Source organism: Pseudomonas sp. OV226 (genome assembly GCF_003148705.1).
Taxonomy (GTDB): domain Bacteria; phylum Pseudomonadota; class Gammaproteobacteria; order Pseudomonadales; family Pseudomonadaceae; genus Aquipseudomonas.
The window spans coordinates 1-13,830 of the sequence record NZ_QGGS01000021.1 but is presented as its reverse complement, the minus strand read 5'-3'; the positions used below and the strand labels follow the sequence as shown (position 1 = coordinate 13,830).

General features: G+C 60.0%; 14 protein-coding genes and 1 pseudogene. 4 read left to right on the top strand and 11 right to left on the bottom strand.

The annotated features are described in order from the left end of the window. The first annotated feature begins 97 nt into the window (after positions 1 to 97). Positions 98 to 1,117: a DUF4917 family protein gene (locus tag C7534_RS25045; protein WP_109787368.1), complete on the top strand. Its 1,020-nt coding sequence runs from the start codon at positions 98 to 100 to the stop codon at positions 1,115 to 1,117. A gap of 101 nt (positions 1,118 to 1,218) precedes the next feature. On the opposite strand, the gene C7534_RS25040 is transcribed toward C7534_RS25045, so the two are convergent. The 3 genes from C7534_RS25040 to C7534_RS25030 all read right to left on the bottom strand — a co-directional run bounded on the left by C7534_RS25040 (position 1,219) and on the right by C7534_RS25030 (position 2,547). Beyond that, a complete protein-coding gene (locus C7534_RS25040; protein WP_046029425.1) occupies positions 1,219 to 1,563 on the bottom strand; it encodes a YegP family protein in 345 nt (114 codons plus the stop codon). 79 nt (positions 1,564 to 1,642) lie between these two features. Next, positions 1,643 to 1,951 (bottom strand): ribbon-helix-helix domain-containing protein, encoded by a 309-nt coding sequence (locus C7534_RS25035; protein WP_109787367.1) that lies wholly within the window; start codon positions 1,949 to 1,951, stop codon positions 1,643 to 1,645. Positions 1,952 to 1,965: 14 nt separating this feature from the next. After that, positions 1,966 to 2,547 carry a DJ-1/PfpI family protein gene (locus tag C7534_RS25030; protein ID WP_046029422.1) on the bottom strand — a complete coding sequence of 194 codons (582 nt, stop codon included), beginning with the start codon at positions 2,545 to 2,547 and terminating at the stop codon, positions 1,966 to 1,968. A gap of 295 nt (positions 2,548 to 2,842) precedes the next feature. Here C7534_RS25030 and C7534_RS25025 point away from each other — a divergent pair, with 295 nt between their 5' ends. Next, on the top strand, positions 2,843 to 3,733 hold the full coding sequence (locus C7534_RS25025) for a DMT family transporter (RefSeq protein WP_046029420.1): 891 nt from the start codon (positions 2,843 to 2,845) through the stop codon (positions 3,731 to 3,733). An 83-nt stretch (positions 3,734 to 3,816) separates the two neighbouring features. Here the strand turns inward: C7534_RS25025 and C7534_RS25020 are convergent, their stop codons facing one another. From C7534_RS25020 to C7534_RS25005, 4 genes are all read right to left on the bottom strand, one after another. Continuing rightward, a complete protein-coding gene (locus C7534_RS25020) occupies positions 3,817 to 5,031 on the bottom strand; it encodes a class I SAM-dependent methyltransferase (protein WP_046029419.1) in 1,215 nt (404 codons plus the stop codon). Positions 5,032 to 5,306: 275 nt separating this feature from the next. Beyond that, complete coding sequence (locus tag C7534_RS25015) at positions 5,307 to 5,924, bottom strand: TPM domain-containing protein (protein ID WP_046029417.1); 618 nt, start codon at positions 5,922 to 5,924, stop codon at positions 5,307 to 5,309. 28 nt (positions 5,925 to 5,952) lie between these two features. After that, the gene (locus tag C7534_RS25010) at positions 5,953 to 6,708 is read right to left on the bottom strand and encodes a TPM domain-containing protein (RefSeq protein ID WP_046029415.1); all 756 of its coding nucleotides are present in this window, start codon (positions 6,706 to 6,708) and stop codon (positions 5,953 to 5,955) included. Between the two features lie 50 nt (positions 6,709 to 6,758). Further along, positions 6,759 to 7,367, bottom strand: coding sequence for a LemA family protein (locus C7534_RS25005; RefSeq protein ID WP_046029414.1), 609 nt, complete (start codon positions 7,365 to 7,367; stop codon positions 6,759 to 6,761). Positions 7,368 to 7,603: 236 nt separating this feature from the next. Here C7534_RS25005 and bglX point away from each other — a divergent pair, with 236 nt between their 5' ends. Then, a complete protein-coding gene (gene bglX / locus C7534_RS25000) occupies positions 7,604 to 9,895 on the top strand; it encodes a beta-glucosidase BglX (RefSeq protein ID WP_046029410.1) in 2,292 nt (763 codons plus the stop codon). 144 nt (positions 9,896 to 10,039) lie between these two features. On the opposite strand, the gene C7534_RS24995 is transcribed toward bglX, so the two are convergent. The 4 genes from C7534_RS24995 to C7534_RS24980 form a co-directional block, all read right to left on the bottom strand. Beyond that, positions 10,040 to 11,197, bottom strand: a complete 1,158-nt coding sequence (locus C7534_RS24995) for a phospholipase D-like domain-containing protein (RefSeq protein WP_046029409.1) — start codon at positions 11,195 to 11,197, stop codon at positions 10,040 to 10,042. A gap of 1 nt (position 11,198) precedes the next feature. Continuing rightward, positions 11,199 to 11,789 (bottom strand): YceI family protein, encoded by a 591-nt coding sequence (locus tag C7534_RS24990; RefSeq protein WP_109787366.1) that lies wholly within the window; start codon positions 11,787 to 11,789, stop codon positions 11,199 to 11,201. A gap of 237 nt (positions 11,790 to 12,026) precedes the next feature. Continuing rightward, positions 12,027 to 12,356, bottom strand: coding sequence for an amidase (locus tag C7534_RS24985; protein WP_077430759.1), 330 nt, complete (start codon positions 12,354 to 12,356; stop codon positions 12,027 to 12,029). After that, entirely contained in the window at positions 12,353 to 13,447 is a 1,095-nt protein-coding gene (locus C7534_RS24980) for a serine hydrolase domain-containing protein (RefSeq protein ID WP_109787365.1), read from the bottom strand. The genes C7534_RS24985 and C7534_RS24980 overlap by 4 nt, the downstream gene beginning before the upstream one ends. A gap of 203 nt (positions 13,448 to 13,650) precedes the next feature. On the opposite strand from C7534_RS24980, the pseudogene C7534_RS24975 reads away from it, so the two are divergent. Then, a pseudogene (locus C7534_RS24975) lies at positions 13,651 to 13,830 on the top strand (IS110 family transposase); the annotation flags it as partial.

Genomic DNA, 13,830 nt, shown 5'->3' with positions numbered 1-13,830 from the left:
TCGACCCTTCGCTCACGCAGTAACTTGATCTGGCTCAAGTCATGGTCGTGATAAAGTCGCCGCCCATCAGACCTTTTGCTTTGAGACATTGACCGCAATGACCGATTTCCAGGATGTTGATGCCCAACTTGAAGACTGGAACGCCTTGCGCGCCACCGCCTCGTTCAGCGGTTTGCTGGTGGGCAACGGCGCCAGCCGCGCCGTGTGGGACGATTTTGGTTACGACTCGCTGTTCGAGAATGCACGCACCGTCGAAGAAAAACCGCTGAGCCAATCGGAGCTGAGCGTGTTCGAGGCGATGCAGACACGCAGTTTCGAACAAGTGCTGAGCGCCCTGAAAACCACGAGCCGGGTCAACAAGGCGCTGGCCGTGAGTTCTGCCGCACCGCGCAATCGCTACTACGCGATCAAGGAAGCGCTGATCAACACCGTGCATGCGGTCCACATTCCGTGGCGACTGGTGGTGCCTTCGACCCTGGCGGCTATCAACCAGGAACTGGCCAGCTACCGGACGGTGTTCACCACCAACTATGACCTGCTCAACTACTGGGCCATCCAGCATCAACCGGGCGCGGTCAGCGACCTGTTCCAGGGCACCGAGCCGGGCTTTGACCTGAGCGCCACGGCGACCGATAAAACCCGTTTGCTGTACCTGCACGGCGGCCTGCATCTGGTGCGCAACCAGGACGGCACGGCGCGCAAACTGATGTCGACCGAGGGCACGCTGCTCGGCAGTTTTGCGATCAACAATACGATCAAGACCCTTGATGACGTGCCGCTGTTCGTCAACGAAGGGCCGGCGCAGGACAAGCTCAAGACCATTCGCAGCTCGGACTATTTGTCGTTTTGTTATGAGCAGTTATTGGGGCACGCAGAGGGGTTGTGCCTCTTCGGTCATGCCCTGGGCGAGCAGGACAGCCACATTGTTCATGCGTTGCGCCAAGCGCAGCCGAAGGTGGTGGCGATCTCGATCTACCCGCGCAGCAAGGCGTTTATTGAGCATCAGAAGCGCCATTACGCGAAGGTGTTTGAGGGGACTGGAAGTGAGCTGCGGTTCTTTGATTCTAAAACCCATGCCCTGGGCAGTCCGAAGCTGACGGTTCCGGTAGAGGTTTAGCGTTGACGGGCTCGACGCCTTTGTCGCAATGCCGCCCGGAACAAGCCCGCTCCCACAGAGGATGTGAACACCTCAGATCCAGTGTGAGAGCAGGTTGTTGTTTAGAGCACCGGTAACGTCTTGTCCTTGATCACCGTGGTCGGACCGTTGGCCTTCACGCTGGCGATGCCTTTTTCCTGCGCGGCCTCGGAGGAATAGGCTTCGCTGCTACCGATGATTTCGTGGTTGGCCGCCTTGAGGTTGAAGTAAGGATGGCCATCCTTGGTGGTCTTTTTCTCGTAGCGCTCATCCAGCGGGCTGTTTTTCTGCACCGAGGCAATGCCGTTTTCAGCAGCGCCACGGGTCGTGTAATGCTCGCTGCTCAGAATGGTTTCGGCATTGGCCGCTTTCAATACAAAGCGAAACTGGCCGCTGCTGGTTTTGCTCAATTCGTACCATCCAGACATGCTCTTTCTCCTTGGCAATTGAGAGGTTTGGCGCTTCAGAGTAAAGACCCGCCAGGGACATTTGTCGCCTGAACCGACCTCATTGTCGGGTCACCGTCCGAACCACCGACAACTCTGGCGCCACCCCCCTTCGTTGACTCAGATACCGCATGCAACTCACCCGCAAGAACGACGCAAAGTTCACCACTTCCCCCCGGTAATCCATCACTTCTTCGTACAGCTTGGCGATCAGTTGGTTGGTGCTCATGCCGTCGACCTCGGCGATTTCACTGAGGATGTCCCAGAACTGATTCTCCAGCCGCAGGGTCGTCACCACCCCGCAGATGCGCAGCGAGCGAGAGCGCGATTCGTAGAGGATCGGATCGGCCTTGACGTAGAGCTCGCACATGGACAATTCCCTCGTTACAGCGTGATTTTGGTGCCCAGCAAACCCAGGAAACCCGCGAGCCAGCTCGGGTGTGCCGGCCAGGCCGGGGCTGTGGCCAGATTGCCTTGAACGTGGCCCTGTGTCACCGGGATGTCGATGTACGTACCGCCGGCCAGACGCACTTCCGGAGCACAGGCCGGGTAGGCGCTGCATTCGCGACCTTCGAGTACGCCAGCTGCGGCCAGCAATTGCGCGCCGTGACAAACGGCGGCAATCGGCTTGCCGGCCTTGTCGAACGCTCGCACCAGGCCCAGGACGTTTTCGTTCAAGCGCAGGTACTCCGGCGCACGACCACCCGGTATCAGCAGCGCGTCGTAGTCCGCTTCAGCGACCTTGGCAAAATCGAAGTTCAGGGCAAACAGGTGGCCGGGCTTTTCGCTGTACGTCTGGTCGCCTTCGAAATCGTGGATGGCCGTGCGCACAGTCTGGCCGGCGGTTTTGTCCGGACAGACGGCGTGCACGGTATGACCGACCATCAGCAGTGCCTGGAATGGCACCATTACTTCGTAGTCTTCGACGTAGTCGCCGACCAGCATCAGGATTTTTTTAGCCGCCATGGGGAGAACTCCTCTGGGAAATGCTTGGGAGTATTCAAGGTAGTCCCTATCCGGCAGGTCGGGTAATAACCAGCTACTACCTGACGGATCGCGTCATCGTTCATCGCGGGCAAGCCATGCTCCCACAGTTGACCGAGTCTCCCTTTGGAATGCGGTCAACTGTGGGAGCATGGCTTGCCCGCGATAACGTCCTCAAACTGTACGGATAACTCTGCGCCTAGCTGTAACAGCGCAGCCGGCGCGGTTTGTGGCTAGATGAAGACTCTTCCCGCCACCCTCGATTCTGGTTGCCATCATGTCCTCGCGCGAAAACACCGGCATGGCCCTCGGCCTGCTCGGCGTTGTGATCTTCAGCCTCACCCTGCCCTTCACACGCATCGTCGTGCAGGAACTGCATCCGCTGCTCAACGGCCTGGGCCGGGCGCTGTTTGCGGCGGTGCCGGCGGCGTTGTTGTTGCTGTGGCGGCGGGAGAAATGGCCAACCTGGAAGCAGGTCAAAGGCCTGACGCTGGTGATCGCCGGGGTCATTCTCGGTTTTCCGGTGTTGTCGGCGTGGGCCATGCAAACCTTGCCGGCGTCCCACGGGGCATTGGTCAACGGCCTGCAACCGCTGTGCGTGGCGCTGTACGCCGCGTGGTTGTCCCACGAACGACCGTCGAAAGCCTTCTGGGCCTGCGCCGCACTGGGCAGTGCGTTGGTGCTGGGTTATGCGTTGATCAGCGGCGCCGGCAGCATTCAGGCCGGTGATTTGCTGATGCTCGGGGCGATTGCCGTGGGTGGTTTGGGCTACGCCGAGGGCGGTCGGCTGGCCAAGGAAATGGGCGGCTGGCAGGTGATCTGCTGGGCGCTGGTGCTCTCGACGCCGCTGTTGATCGGGCCGGTGGTGTACCTGGCGTTGCAGCATCAGGGCGAGATTTCGGCCAAGACCTGGTGGGCGTTTGGTTACGTCTCGCTGTTCTCGCAGTTCATCGGTTTCTTTGCCTGGTATGCCGGGCTGGCGATGGGCGGTATTGCCCGGGTCAGTCAGATCCAGCTGCTGCAGATCTTCTTCACCATCGCCTTCTCGGCACTGTTCTTCGGCGAGCACATCGAGCCGATCACCTGGCTGTTTGCCGCAGGGGTGATCGTGACGGTGATGTTGGGGCGCAAGACAGCAGTCAAACCGGCGCGTGTGGCCACCGCGTAATCCCGTAGGAGCACAGCTTGCTGGCGATGGCGCCTTTGAAATCGCCATCGCCAGCAAGCTGTGCTCCTACAGGAGTGTCGTGTTTAGAGGAAGCCGTCAGACCGCAGCAGGGTCTCCAGGCAATGCTCGCTGATGTGGTAGAAATCCTTCAGCGCTTCAATCTTCACCAACAGCTGAGTCGGGTCCACCGGCTCGGCGCGTTTGACCGCCAGAATCATCTTGTTCTTGTTGGTGTGGTCCAGCGAGATGAACTCGAACACCTTGGTTTCGTAGCCGCAGGCTTCAAGGTACAGCGCACGCAGGCTGTCAGTGACCATTTCCGCCTGCTGACCCAAATGCAGGCCGTATTGCAGCATCGGCTTGAGTAATGCCGGGCTCTGGATTTGCAGGCGAATCTGTTTATGGCAGCACGGCGAGCACATGATGATCGACGCGCCGGAACGGATGCCAGTGTGAATCGCGTAGTCCGTGGCGATGTCGCAGGCATGCAGCGCGATCATCACGTCCAGCTCGCTCGGCGCCACGCTGCGCACGTCCCCGCACTTGAACGCCAACCCCGGATGCTCAAGCTTCGCAGCCGCGGCGTTGCACAGGTTGACCATTTCTTCGCGCAACTCGACGCCCGTCACCATACCTTCGGCGTTCAAGGTGTTGCGCAGGTAGTCATGGATGGCGAACGTCAGGTAACCCTTGCCCGAACCGAAATCCGCCACTTGCACCGGTTTGTCCAGCGCCAGCGGCGAGGTGGTCAGTGCATGGCTGAAGACTTCGATGAACTTGTTGATCTGCTTCCACTTGCGCGACATCGCCGGGATCAGCTCGTGCTTGCTGTTGGTCACGCCAAGGTCGGCGAGGAACGGACGGCTGAGGTCGAGGAAGCGGTTTTTCTCGCGGTTGTGCTCGGCGGACGGCACTTCACGTAATTGCTGAGGTTTGCTCTTGAACAGCGAAGACTTGCCCTTTTTGCTGTATTCGAGCTGGGCTTCGTCCGTTAACGACAACAAATGCGCATTTTTGAACGAGGCCGGCAGCAAAGCGGCAATGGTCGCGACGCCTTCGGCCAGCGCCAGGTTTTTGGTGATATCGCGGGTTTTATAGCGGTAGACGAAGGACAGGCAAGGCTGATCCTTGACCGTGGTTTGCTTGATGATCAGCCGCTGCAAGTCCGCTTCGGTGCCGACGTACTTGGCCAATACCAGTTTGATGAATGCGTTGGCGTCGAGGCTGGTTTGCAGCAGGTCGATGAACTGGGCGTGGTGATCCGGCGCGAGGCTGGCGGGAGTGGCGGTGACGGACATGTAAAAACGGCCTCGGACGGGGCGAATCGGGGAATGGCGGGTATTTTAGGGGGGATGTGGATGCAGGGCACGGGTAATTTCCCGAACGGTGCGATCTGTAGCAGCTGGCGAAGCCTGCGTCGGCCGGTCCGTGCTCTGGCGCAGCAGTCGTAAACCGGTTAGCACGGTCTTCCTGATGCACCGCGTGTGCTGGTTTTACGACTGCTGCGCCAGAGCACGGACCGGCCGACGCAGGCTGCGCCAGCTGCTACAGGGAAGTGAGTTGCGGCCTGCATTTAGCCCAACACCACCAACCGGTTCGGCAGTTCATTTCGCACTTGCGTCACTGGCACATGCACTTTGAGCAACTCACCACAGGCCTCGATACAGGTCACAAACCCTTGCAACGTCTGGCCCTGTTTCACCTGCTGGGTGAACGCCGCCACAATCGAATCCCAGTTCTTGTTATCCAGCCGACTGGAAATCCCTTCGTCCACCAGGATTTCTACATAACGCTCGGCTTCGCAGACAAAAATCAGCATGCCGGTGCTGCCGACCGTGTGGTGCAGGTTTTGCTCCAGGAATTGCCGGCGTGCCAGGTTCGATGCACGCCAGTGCCGCACCGAGCGCGGGATCAGGTAGGTGGTGACTTTTGGAATGCGGAATACCAGGCACAGCGCGATGAAGAGGATCCATTGCACCAGCAGCAAACTGTGCAGGGTCAACCAGCCGGTCAGGTAATGCACGATTCCCGGCACCATCAGCGCCAGCAGGCTGGCCCACAGCAGCGGGATGTACGCGTAGTCATCGGCGCGGGCCGCGAGGACCGTCACCAGCTCGGCGTCGGTGTCACGCTCGACCCGGGCGATTGCCTCGGCCACCTTGCGTTGTTCGTGTTCAGTCAGTAATGCCATGTTTAAAAGTGCCTGATCATTATTGTTATCACCAGCCGCCCGACGAACCGCCGCCCCCGAAACTGCCCCCGCCGCCGCTGAAGCCCCCGCCTCCACCGCCGCCACCAAAACCGCCACCGCCAAAGCCACCGCTGGAACCGCCCGAGCCTCCTCGCCCGACCGGCAGAATCCCGAGCATCTGCAAGACGAAAATCGTCAGGATGAACAGCATTACCAGAAACACGAAGACGCCGGGATGGCGCGCAACGAAGTCACTGTCCTCGTCACCTCGCGGCTCGTAAACCGTGGACGGTTCATCCAGCGAGCTACCGCCCAGCACCACCAGCATCGCCGCGACCCCGTCGCTGATGCCTTTGCTGAAGTTGCCGGTCTTGAATGCCGGGGTGATCACCTGGTTGATGATCACCGAACTTTGCGCGTCGGTCAGGCGGTCTTCGAGGCCGTAGCCGACTTCGATGCGCAATTTACGCTCATCGCGCGCGACGATCAGCAGCGCGCCGTTATTTTTATCTTTCTGGCCGATGCCCCAGTAACGCCCCAGTTGATAGCCGAAGTCCGCAATGTCGGTGCCCTGCAAGTCCGGGAGCGTGACCACCACCAGTTGCTCGCCGGTGGCCGATTCATGGGCCTGAAGTTGCTGCGTCAGCTGCTCGCGCACCGACGGTTCGATCATCTGGGCGTTATCGACCACACGCCCGGTCAGCGATGGAAATTTCAGTTCAGCCTGGGCCGCCAGGGCAAACACCCAAAACAACAACATCAGGCCCACTTTCAACACGCGCATTGGCAACCTCATCCGTGGTGATGCGTTGAGTCGCTCAGCACTTCAACCGATCAAAATTTCACTTGGGGCGCTTTGTCGGCATCCGGCGTGGTCGCCTCGAAGGTTTCGCGGATCGGCAAATCGCTGTACATCACGCTGTGCCACAGGCGCCCTGGAAAGGTGCGGATTTCTGTGTTGTATTTCTGCACCGCGAGGATGAAATCACGACGCGCCACAGCGATACGGTTCTCGGTGCCTTCCAGTTGCGACTGCAAGGCCAGGAAGTTCTGGTTGGCCTTGAGGTCCGGATAACGCTCGGACACCACCATCAAACGGCTCAAGGCACCGGTCAGTTGATCCTGGGCCTGCTGGAACTGTTTGAGTTTTTCCGGATTGTCGAGGGTCTTGGCATCCACTTGAATGGACGTTGCCTTGGCCCGTGCTTCAATCACCGCGGTCAGGGTTTCCTCTTCATGCTTGGCGTAGCCTTTGACGGTTTCCACCAGGTTTGGAATCAGGTCGGCACGACGCTGGTACTGGTTCTGAACCTGGCCCCACGCGGCTTTGGCCTGTTCGTCGAGGGTCGGAATCGTATTGATGCCGCAGCCCGTCAACACGCTGGCCAGCAACAACAAGGCGGCCACCTGCAGGCTCGACCGATAGTGGTGTCGTACATTCATTTGGGTCACTCCCTGGCACATTCCGTTGAATAACAACCTGCACCCCTCTGACCGGGCACTTGGGGCATAATCTGCCGCCGCCACTGGATTGCATCGAGCCAATGGGCTAAAAGATGCCCCCAGCGCAAAACGCTGGGCAAGTGTGCATGCATTTACCTGAACAACAATAGTCGCTCCCTAACTTTTGGCTGACCGGCGCGTATTCACAGCCGTTTGGGCTTTTGAGAAAAAAATTCATGAAGAAGCTGTGTTTGCTGGGCCTGTTCGTCGGCCTGGCCAGTCATAACGTATTGGCCGCCACGACGCCCGCACCTCTAGAGAACAAGGACGCTTTCATCAACAATTTGATGAAGCAGATGACCCTCGATGAAAAAATCGGCCAGTTGCGCCTGATCAGCATCGGCCCGGAAATGCCCCGCGAACTGATCCGCAAGGAAATCGCGGCCGGCAACATCGGCGGCACGTTCAACTCGATCACTCGCCCGGAAAACCGTCCGATGCAGGACGCGGCCATGCGCAGCCGGTTGAAGATCCCGATGTTCTTCGCCTACGACGTGATCCACGGCCATCGCACCATTTTCCCGATTCCGCTGGCCCTGGCCTCGAGCTGGGACATGGACGCCATTAGCCTGTCCGGGCGCATCGCCGCCAAGGAAGCCTCATCGGACGGCGTCGACCTCACCTTCGCTCCGATGGTCGACATCTCCCGCGACCCGCGTTGGGGCCGTACTTCCGAAGGCTTCGGCGAAGACACCTACCTGGTGTCGCGCATTGCCGGCGTCATGGTCAAGGCGTTCCAGGGCACCGGCGCAAATGCGGCCGACAGCATCATGGCCAGCGTCAAGCACTTTGCCTTGTACGGCGCCGTCGAAGGCGGCCGCGACTACAACGTCGTCGACATGAGCCCGATCAAGATGTACCAGGATTACCTGCCGCCTTACCGCGCCGCGATTGACGCGGGTGCTGGCGGGGTGATGGTTGCGCTGAACTCGATCAACGGCGTGCCGGCCACCGCCAACACCTGGCTGATGAATGACCTGTTGCGCAAGGAGTGGGGCTTCAAAGGCCTGGCCGTCAGTGACCATGGGGCGATTTTCGAGCTGATCAAGCACGGCGTTGCCGCCGATGGCCGCCAAGCCGCGAAGCTGGCGATCAAGGCCGGTATCGACATGAGCATGAACGACACCCTCTATGGCAAAGAGCTGCCTGGGCTGTTGAAGGCCGGCGAAATTGAACAAAGCGACATCGACAACGCCGTGCGTGAAGTGCTGGCGGCCAAGTACGACATGGGCCTGTTCAAGGACCCGTACCTGCGCATCGGCAAGGCCGAGGATGATCCGGCCGACACCAATGCCGATAGCCGCCTGCACCGCGCCGAGGCCCGCGACGTCGCGCGCCGCAGTCTGGTGCTGTTGAAAAACCAGGGCGAAATCCTGCCGCTGAAAAAAACCGCGAAAATCGCTTTGGTGGGTCCGCTGGCCAAGGCACCGATCGACATGATGGGCAGCTGGGCCGCCAACGGTCGCCCTGCGCAATCGGTCACGCTGTTCGACGGCATGACCACAGCATTGGGTTCGCAATCGACGTTGATCTACGCCCGTGGCGCCAACATCACCAGCGACCCCAAAGTCCTCGGTTACCTCAACTTCCTCAACTTCGATGCCCCGGAAGTGGTAGACGATCCGCGTTCGGCGCAAGTGCTGATCGACGAAGCGGTGAAAGCCGCCAAGGATGCCGATGTGGTGGTCGCAGCGGTGGGCGAGTCCCGCGGCATGTCGCACGAATCATCGAGCCGCACCGATATCAACATCCCGCCCAACCAGCGCGAATTGATCAAAGCCTTGAAAGCCACCGGCAAACCGCTGGTGCTGGTGTTGATGAACGGCCGTCCGCTGTCGATTCTCGAAGAGAAGGAACAGGCTGACGCGATTCTGGAAACCTGGTTCAGCGGCACCGAAGGCGGCAACGCGATTGCCGACGTGCTGTTCGGCGACTACAACCCGTCGGGCAAACTGCCGATCACCATCCCGCGCTCGGTAGGCCAGATTCCGACCTACTACAACCACCTGAGCATTGGCCGACCATTCACACCGGGCAAACCGGGCAACTACACGTCGCAGTATTTCGATGACACCACCGGCCCGCTGTTCCCGTTCGGCTTCGGCTTGAGCTACACCGATTTCAGCCTGAGCGACATGGCCCTGTCGTCGACCACGCTGAACAAGACCGGCAAGCTCGACGCCAGCGTCACGGTGAAAAACACCGGCAAGCGTGACGGCGAAACCGTGGTGCAGTTGTACATTCAGGACGTGACCGGTTCGATGATCCGGCCGCTCAAGGAGTTGAAGAACTTCCAGAAAGTCATGCTCAAGGCCGGCGAACAGAAAGTCGTGCACTTCACCATCACCGAGGACGACCTGAAGTTCTACAACGCACAGCTCAAGTTCGCAGCCGAGCCGGGCAAGTTCAACGTGCAGATCGGCCTGAACTCCGAGGACGTGACGCAGCAGAGCTTTGAATTGCTGTAATCCTGTAGGAAACACATAACAACTGTGGGAGCCGAGCTTGCTCGCGATGAGGCCATCACATTCAGCATCTTCGTTGAATGTTAAGCCGCAATCGCGAGCAAGCTCGGCTCACACAGTGGTTTTTTGGGTGTGGCTGAGTAAGCACTAACCCCGGCCGCCCAGCAAATTCACCACCACCCGATCCACCCATCCCCAGATCCGTTGCTTGATCCGCTTCCACAGTGGCCGGCGTTGCCATTCTTCGAGGCTGACTTCCAGGCTCTGCGCAAAGTCGCGCTCGAAACTCCCCGCCACTGCCCGCGTCAGCCCAGGGTCGAGCGCTTCAAGGTTGGCTTCAAGGTTGAAGCGCAGATTCCAGTGATCGAAATTGCACGAGCCGATGCTCACCCAGTCATCGATCAAGACCATTTTCAGGTGCAGGAAACACGGCTGGTATTCAAAAATCTTCACGCCGGCCTTGAGCAATCGCGGGTAGTAGCGATGCCCTGCGTAGCGCACCGAGGGGTGATCGGTGCGCGGTCCGGTGAGCAGCAAGCGCACATCGACACCCCGGGCCGCGGCCCGGCGTAACGAACGGCGGACTTTCCAGGTCGGCAGGAAGTACGGGGTCGCCAGCCAGATCCGGCGCTGGCCGCTGTTCAACGCCCTGATCAGCGATTGCAGAATATCGCGATGCTGACGGGCGTCGGCATAGGCCACCCGGCCCATGCCCTCGCCCATCGACGGCACTCGCGGCAGACGCGGCAAGCCGAAATGCGAGGCCGGTTTCCAGGCACGCCGATGGCGGTTGGCGATCCATTGGCGATCGAACAGCAACTGCCAGTCGATGACCAAGGGCCCGGTGATTTCCACCATGACTTCATGCCATTCGCTGGTGTCTTCACCCGGCGTCCAGAACTCGTCGGTGACGCCCGTGCCACCGACCACGGCCAGGCTCTGATCCACCAGCAACAGCTTGCGGTGATCGCGGTAGAAGTTGCCGACCCAGCGCCGCCAGTTCAGGCGATTGTAGAAACGCAGTTCGACCCCGGCCGCCGTCAGACGCTGACGCAAAGTCAGCGTGAACGCCAGGCTGCCGTAATCATCGAACAGGCAGCGCACGCGAACACCACGCTCAGCCGCCTGGACCAGTGCCTGGACCATGGCTTCGGCGCAGGCACCGGCCTCGACCAGATACAGCTCCAACTCGACCTGTTCTTCGGCGCGGGCAATCGCGACCAACATGCGCGGGAAGAACTGCGGACCGTCGACCAGCAGTTCAAAGTGGTTGCCTTCACGCCAGGGGAAAATTGCACCGGCCATGTCAGCGCGCCGTGAAAATCAGTACCGCACCCACCGGTACCGACAGACTGATGGCCGACAAATCGGCGAGCTTGCGCAGCGCTTCCAGTCCGGGTACCAGATCAAAGTCTTCGGCATTGATCACCAGTGGCTCCAGTGTCACCACCTGAAATCGCCGGTCATCGAGCCGCGTCGCCAGCAGTTCGGCGTTGTACTCGTGGGTTTTACCGTGAAGGTTGACGGTCAGCGGCAAACGCAACTCCAACTGCGCACCGGGCGCGAGATCGTTGATCGGGCGCAGATCGATCTGCGCGGTGATCAGTGCTTCGGGAAATTTCTCAATCTCGAACAGCTGCTTGCGCATGCGTTCATCGCGCAATGGAACGCCACTGTTCACAGATTCCAGCTCCACTTCCACTTCGGCCAGGCCATTGGGATCGACCTTGCCGTGCAACACCAGAAAGCGCTGCACTTCAGAGATGTTGGCGTTTTTGGTGCTGACGAACGACAGCCGCGAAGACTCGCCGTCCAGGTACCAATCGGCGTGGGCCGACAGCGTGGCACCGGCCAACAGCAGGAAGGCGAAGGTTTTGGCGTGGAAGCGGTTGAACATAAAGACTCATGGGGGCAGATAAACCTGTGCTGAACCTTAACCGTCCGTGAGCAAGATGCAAGCCTGTAGCAGCTGGCGAAGCCTGCGTCGGCCGGTCCACGCTCGGGCGCAGCAGTCGTCAAACCCTGCCTACCGGGGGCAACCTGAAGTACCGCGGCGCCTGGTTTTACGACGGCTTCGCCCGAGCGCGGACCGGCCGACGCAGCCTTCGGCAGCTGCTACAAAGGTTCGTGGGAGTCAGGGATTCAGGCGGCAGCCCTGGCGTTCGCCGACCCACGCGGCGCTGTGGGTGCGGCCCATGCCGCTGACCGTGATGCGTTTGCTGGCAGAGTCATCGACGAAGCGGCTGGTGGGCAGCCACTGCTTTACATAGCTGCGGCAATACTCGGTCTCGTTGTTCATTACATACCGGCACGAGCAATATTCCTTGGCGGTGTAGGCGCTGATGATGTCGGGGAATGCCCACAGCGCCACCCGCTCCTGCCAGCCCCAGCCGAGCAAGGCGATCAGCAGGATCACCAGCAACGTGCTCAACGGTCGGCGGCGAACAACACTTTGGCGGCTCATGGCTGCACCTGTTGGGCAAACGCCTTGAGCGTGAGTTTGAGCAAATCGTTGTGCCGATAGCTGCCGTCGCGATCATCGCCATAGCGCACGATCACCAGGTTTTCGCTGGGGATTACGTACATTGCCTGGCCCCAATGTCCCAGCGCGGCGAAAGTATCGGCGGGAGCATCAGGCCAGGGTTGTGGCGCGCCCGCCACCGCACGATTGAGCCACCACTGACCACCGGGCACGCTGTCATCCTGATGGGCTTGATAGTGGGCGAACGGTTCGCGATTGAAGGCGACCCAATCCCGGGGCAGTAATTGGCGCCCCTGCCAGCGCCCGTCGCGCGCCATCAACAAACCGACCCGCGCCAGATCGCGAGCCGTGAGGTAGACGTAAGACGAAGCGACGAAGGTGCCCGTGGCATCGGTTTCCCAAACGGCATGACGAATACCTAGCGGCTCGAACAGTGCGGTCCATGGATAGTCCGGGTAACGGGCAGGGCCGACGATGTTTTTCAGCGCGGCGGAGAGCAGGTTGCTTTCACCACTGGAATAGCGAAAGGCCTGACCGGGTGCGGCGTATTCGGGGTGATCGGCGGTGAACGCAGCCATGTCCTGATGGCCACGGGTGTAGAGCATGGCCACCACCGAGGATTTCAACGGGGCGTACTCGTAATCTTCCTGCCAGTCCAGTCCCGAGGCCCAGTGCAGCAGGTCGGCCATGGTCACGCCGGGGTGTTGTTTCATCGGCGGATAAAACGTCTGCACCGGGTCCTGGAGTTTGAACAGGCCTTCGCCATAGGCCACGCCCAGCACCGTGGCCATGAGGCTTTTGCTGATCGACCAGGTCAAGTGTGGCGTGTCGGCGCGGGCCGGGCCGGCGTAGCGTTCGTAGATCAATTGGCCGTCGCGGATCACCAGCAACGCATCGGTGCGAATGCCTTTTCGGGTGCTGTCGTCGCGGGGTGGGAAGGCGTAGGTTTCCAGGGCTTGAAGCGCCGGCCCGGTAACCGTCGGGCCGTTCGACCATTGCTCGCCGGGCCAGTTTTCGGCGTGGGCCGGGAGGCTGAGCAACAGCATGAAAGTCAGGGACAAGCCTTTGAACATGGCAGGGGCTCGGAGGGATTAACGTGCTGAGCCTAGTTGAGGTTGATGACAGTTTTGGGATTTGTATTGGCCTTGAGGCCGCCATCGCGAGCAAGCCCGGCTCCTACAGTTTGGAATGCATTCCACTAATGAAATGGCTACCCCCGCTGCCCCCTGTGATCGCCCACTAAGCTTTCACAGGGGGCTCATCGGAGATCGTTGCCATGAACAACGTAGCTATTGCCGCCATCGACTTGGGAAAACACTCCTTTCATCTGCATGCTCAAGATGATCATGGTCATGAGCTTTACCGCAAAAAGTTTACGCGGGCAGCGCTCACCCAATATCTGGCGAAACTGGAACCCTGCACCGTCGTGATGGAAGCCTGTGGCGGCGCCCATTTC

Coding starts and splice junctions, on each gene's coding strand:
- C7534_RS25045 (WP_109787368.1), top strand. CDS start 98: ATGACCGATTTCCAGGATGTTGATGCCCAACTTGAAGACTGGAACGCC.
- C7534_RS25040 (WP_046029425.1), bottom strand. CDS start 1,563: ATGTCTGGATGGTACGAATTGAGCAAAACCAGCAGCGGCCAGTTTCGC.
- C7534_RS25035 (WP_109787367.1), bottom strand. CDS start 1,951: ATGTGCGAGCTCTACGTCAAGGCCGATCCGATCCTCTACGAATCGCGC.
- C7534_RS25030 (WP_046029422.1), bottom strand. CDS start 2,547: ATGGCGGCTAAAAAAATCCTGATGCTGGTCGGCGACTACGTCGAAGAC.
- C7534_RS25025 (WP_046029420.1), top strand. CDS start 2,843: ATGTCCTCGCGCGAAAACACCGGCATGGCCCTCGGCCTGCTCGGCGTT.
- C7534_RS25020 (WP_046029419.1), bottom strand. CDS start 5,031: ATGTCCGTCACCGCCACTCCCGCCAGCCTCGCGCCGGATCACCACGCC.
- C7534_RS25015 (WP_046029417.1), bottom strand. CDS start 5,924: ATGGCATTACTGACTGAACACGAACAACGCAAGGTGGCCGAGGCAATC.
- C7534_RS25010 (WP_046029415.1), bottom strand. CDS start 6,708: ATGCGCGTGTTGAAAGTGGGCCTGATGTTGTTGTTTTGGGTGTTTGCC.
- C7534_RS25005 (WP_046029414.1), bottom strand. CDS start 7,367: ATGAATGTACGACACCACTATCGGTCGAGCCTGCAGGTGGCCGCCTTG.
- bglX (WP_046029410.1), top strand. CDS start 7,604: ATGAAGAAGCTGTGTTTGCTGGGCCTGTTCGTCGGCCTGGCCAGTCAT.
- C7534_RS24995 (WP_046029409.1), bottom strand. CDS start 11,197: ATGGCCGGTGCAATTTTCCCCTGGCGTGAAGGCAACCACTTTGAACTG.
- C7534_RS24990 (WP_109787366.1), bottom strand. CDS start 11,789: ATGTTCAACCGCTTCCACGCCAAAACCTTCGCCTTCCTGCTGTTGGCC.
- C7534_RS24985 (WP_077430759.1), bottom strand. CDS start 12,356: ATGAGCCGCCAAAGTGTTGTTCGCCGCCGACCGTTGAGCACGTTGCTG.
- C7534_RS24980 (WP_109787365.1), bottom strand. CDS start 13,447: ATGTTCAAAGGCTTGTCCCTGACTTTCATGCTGTTGCTCAGCCTCCCG.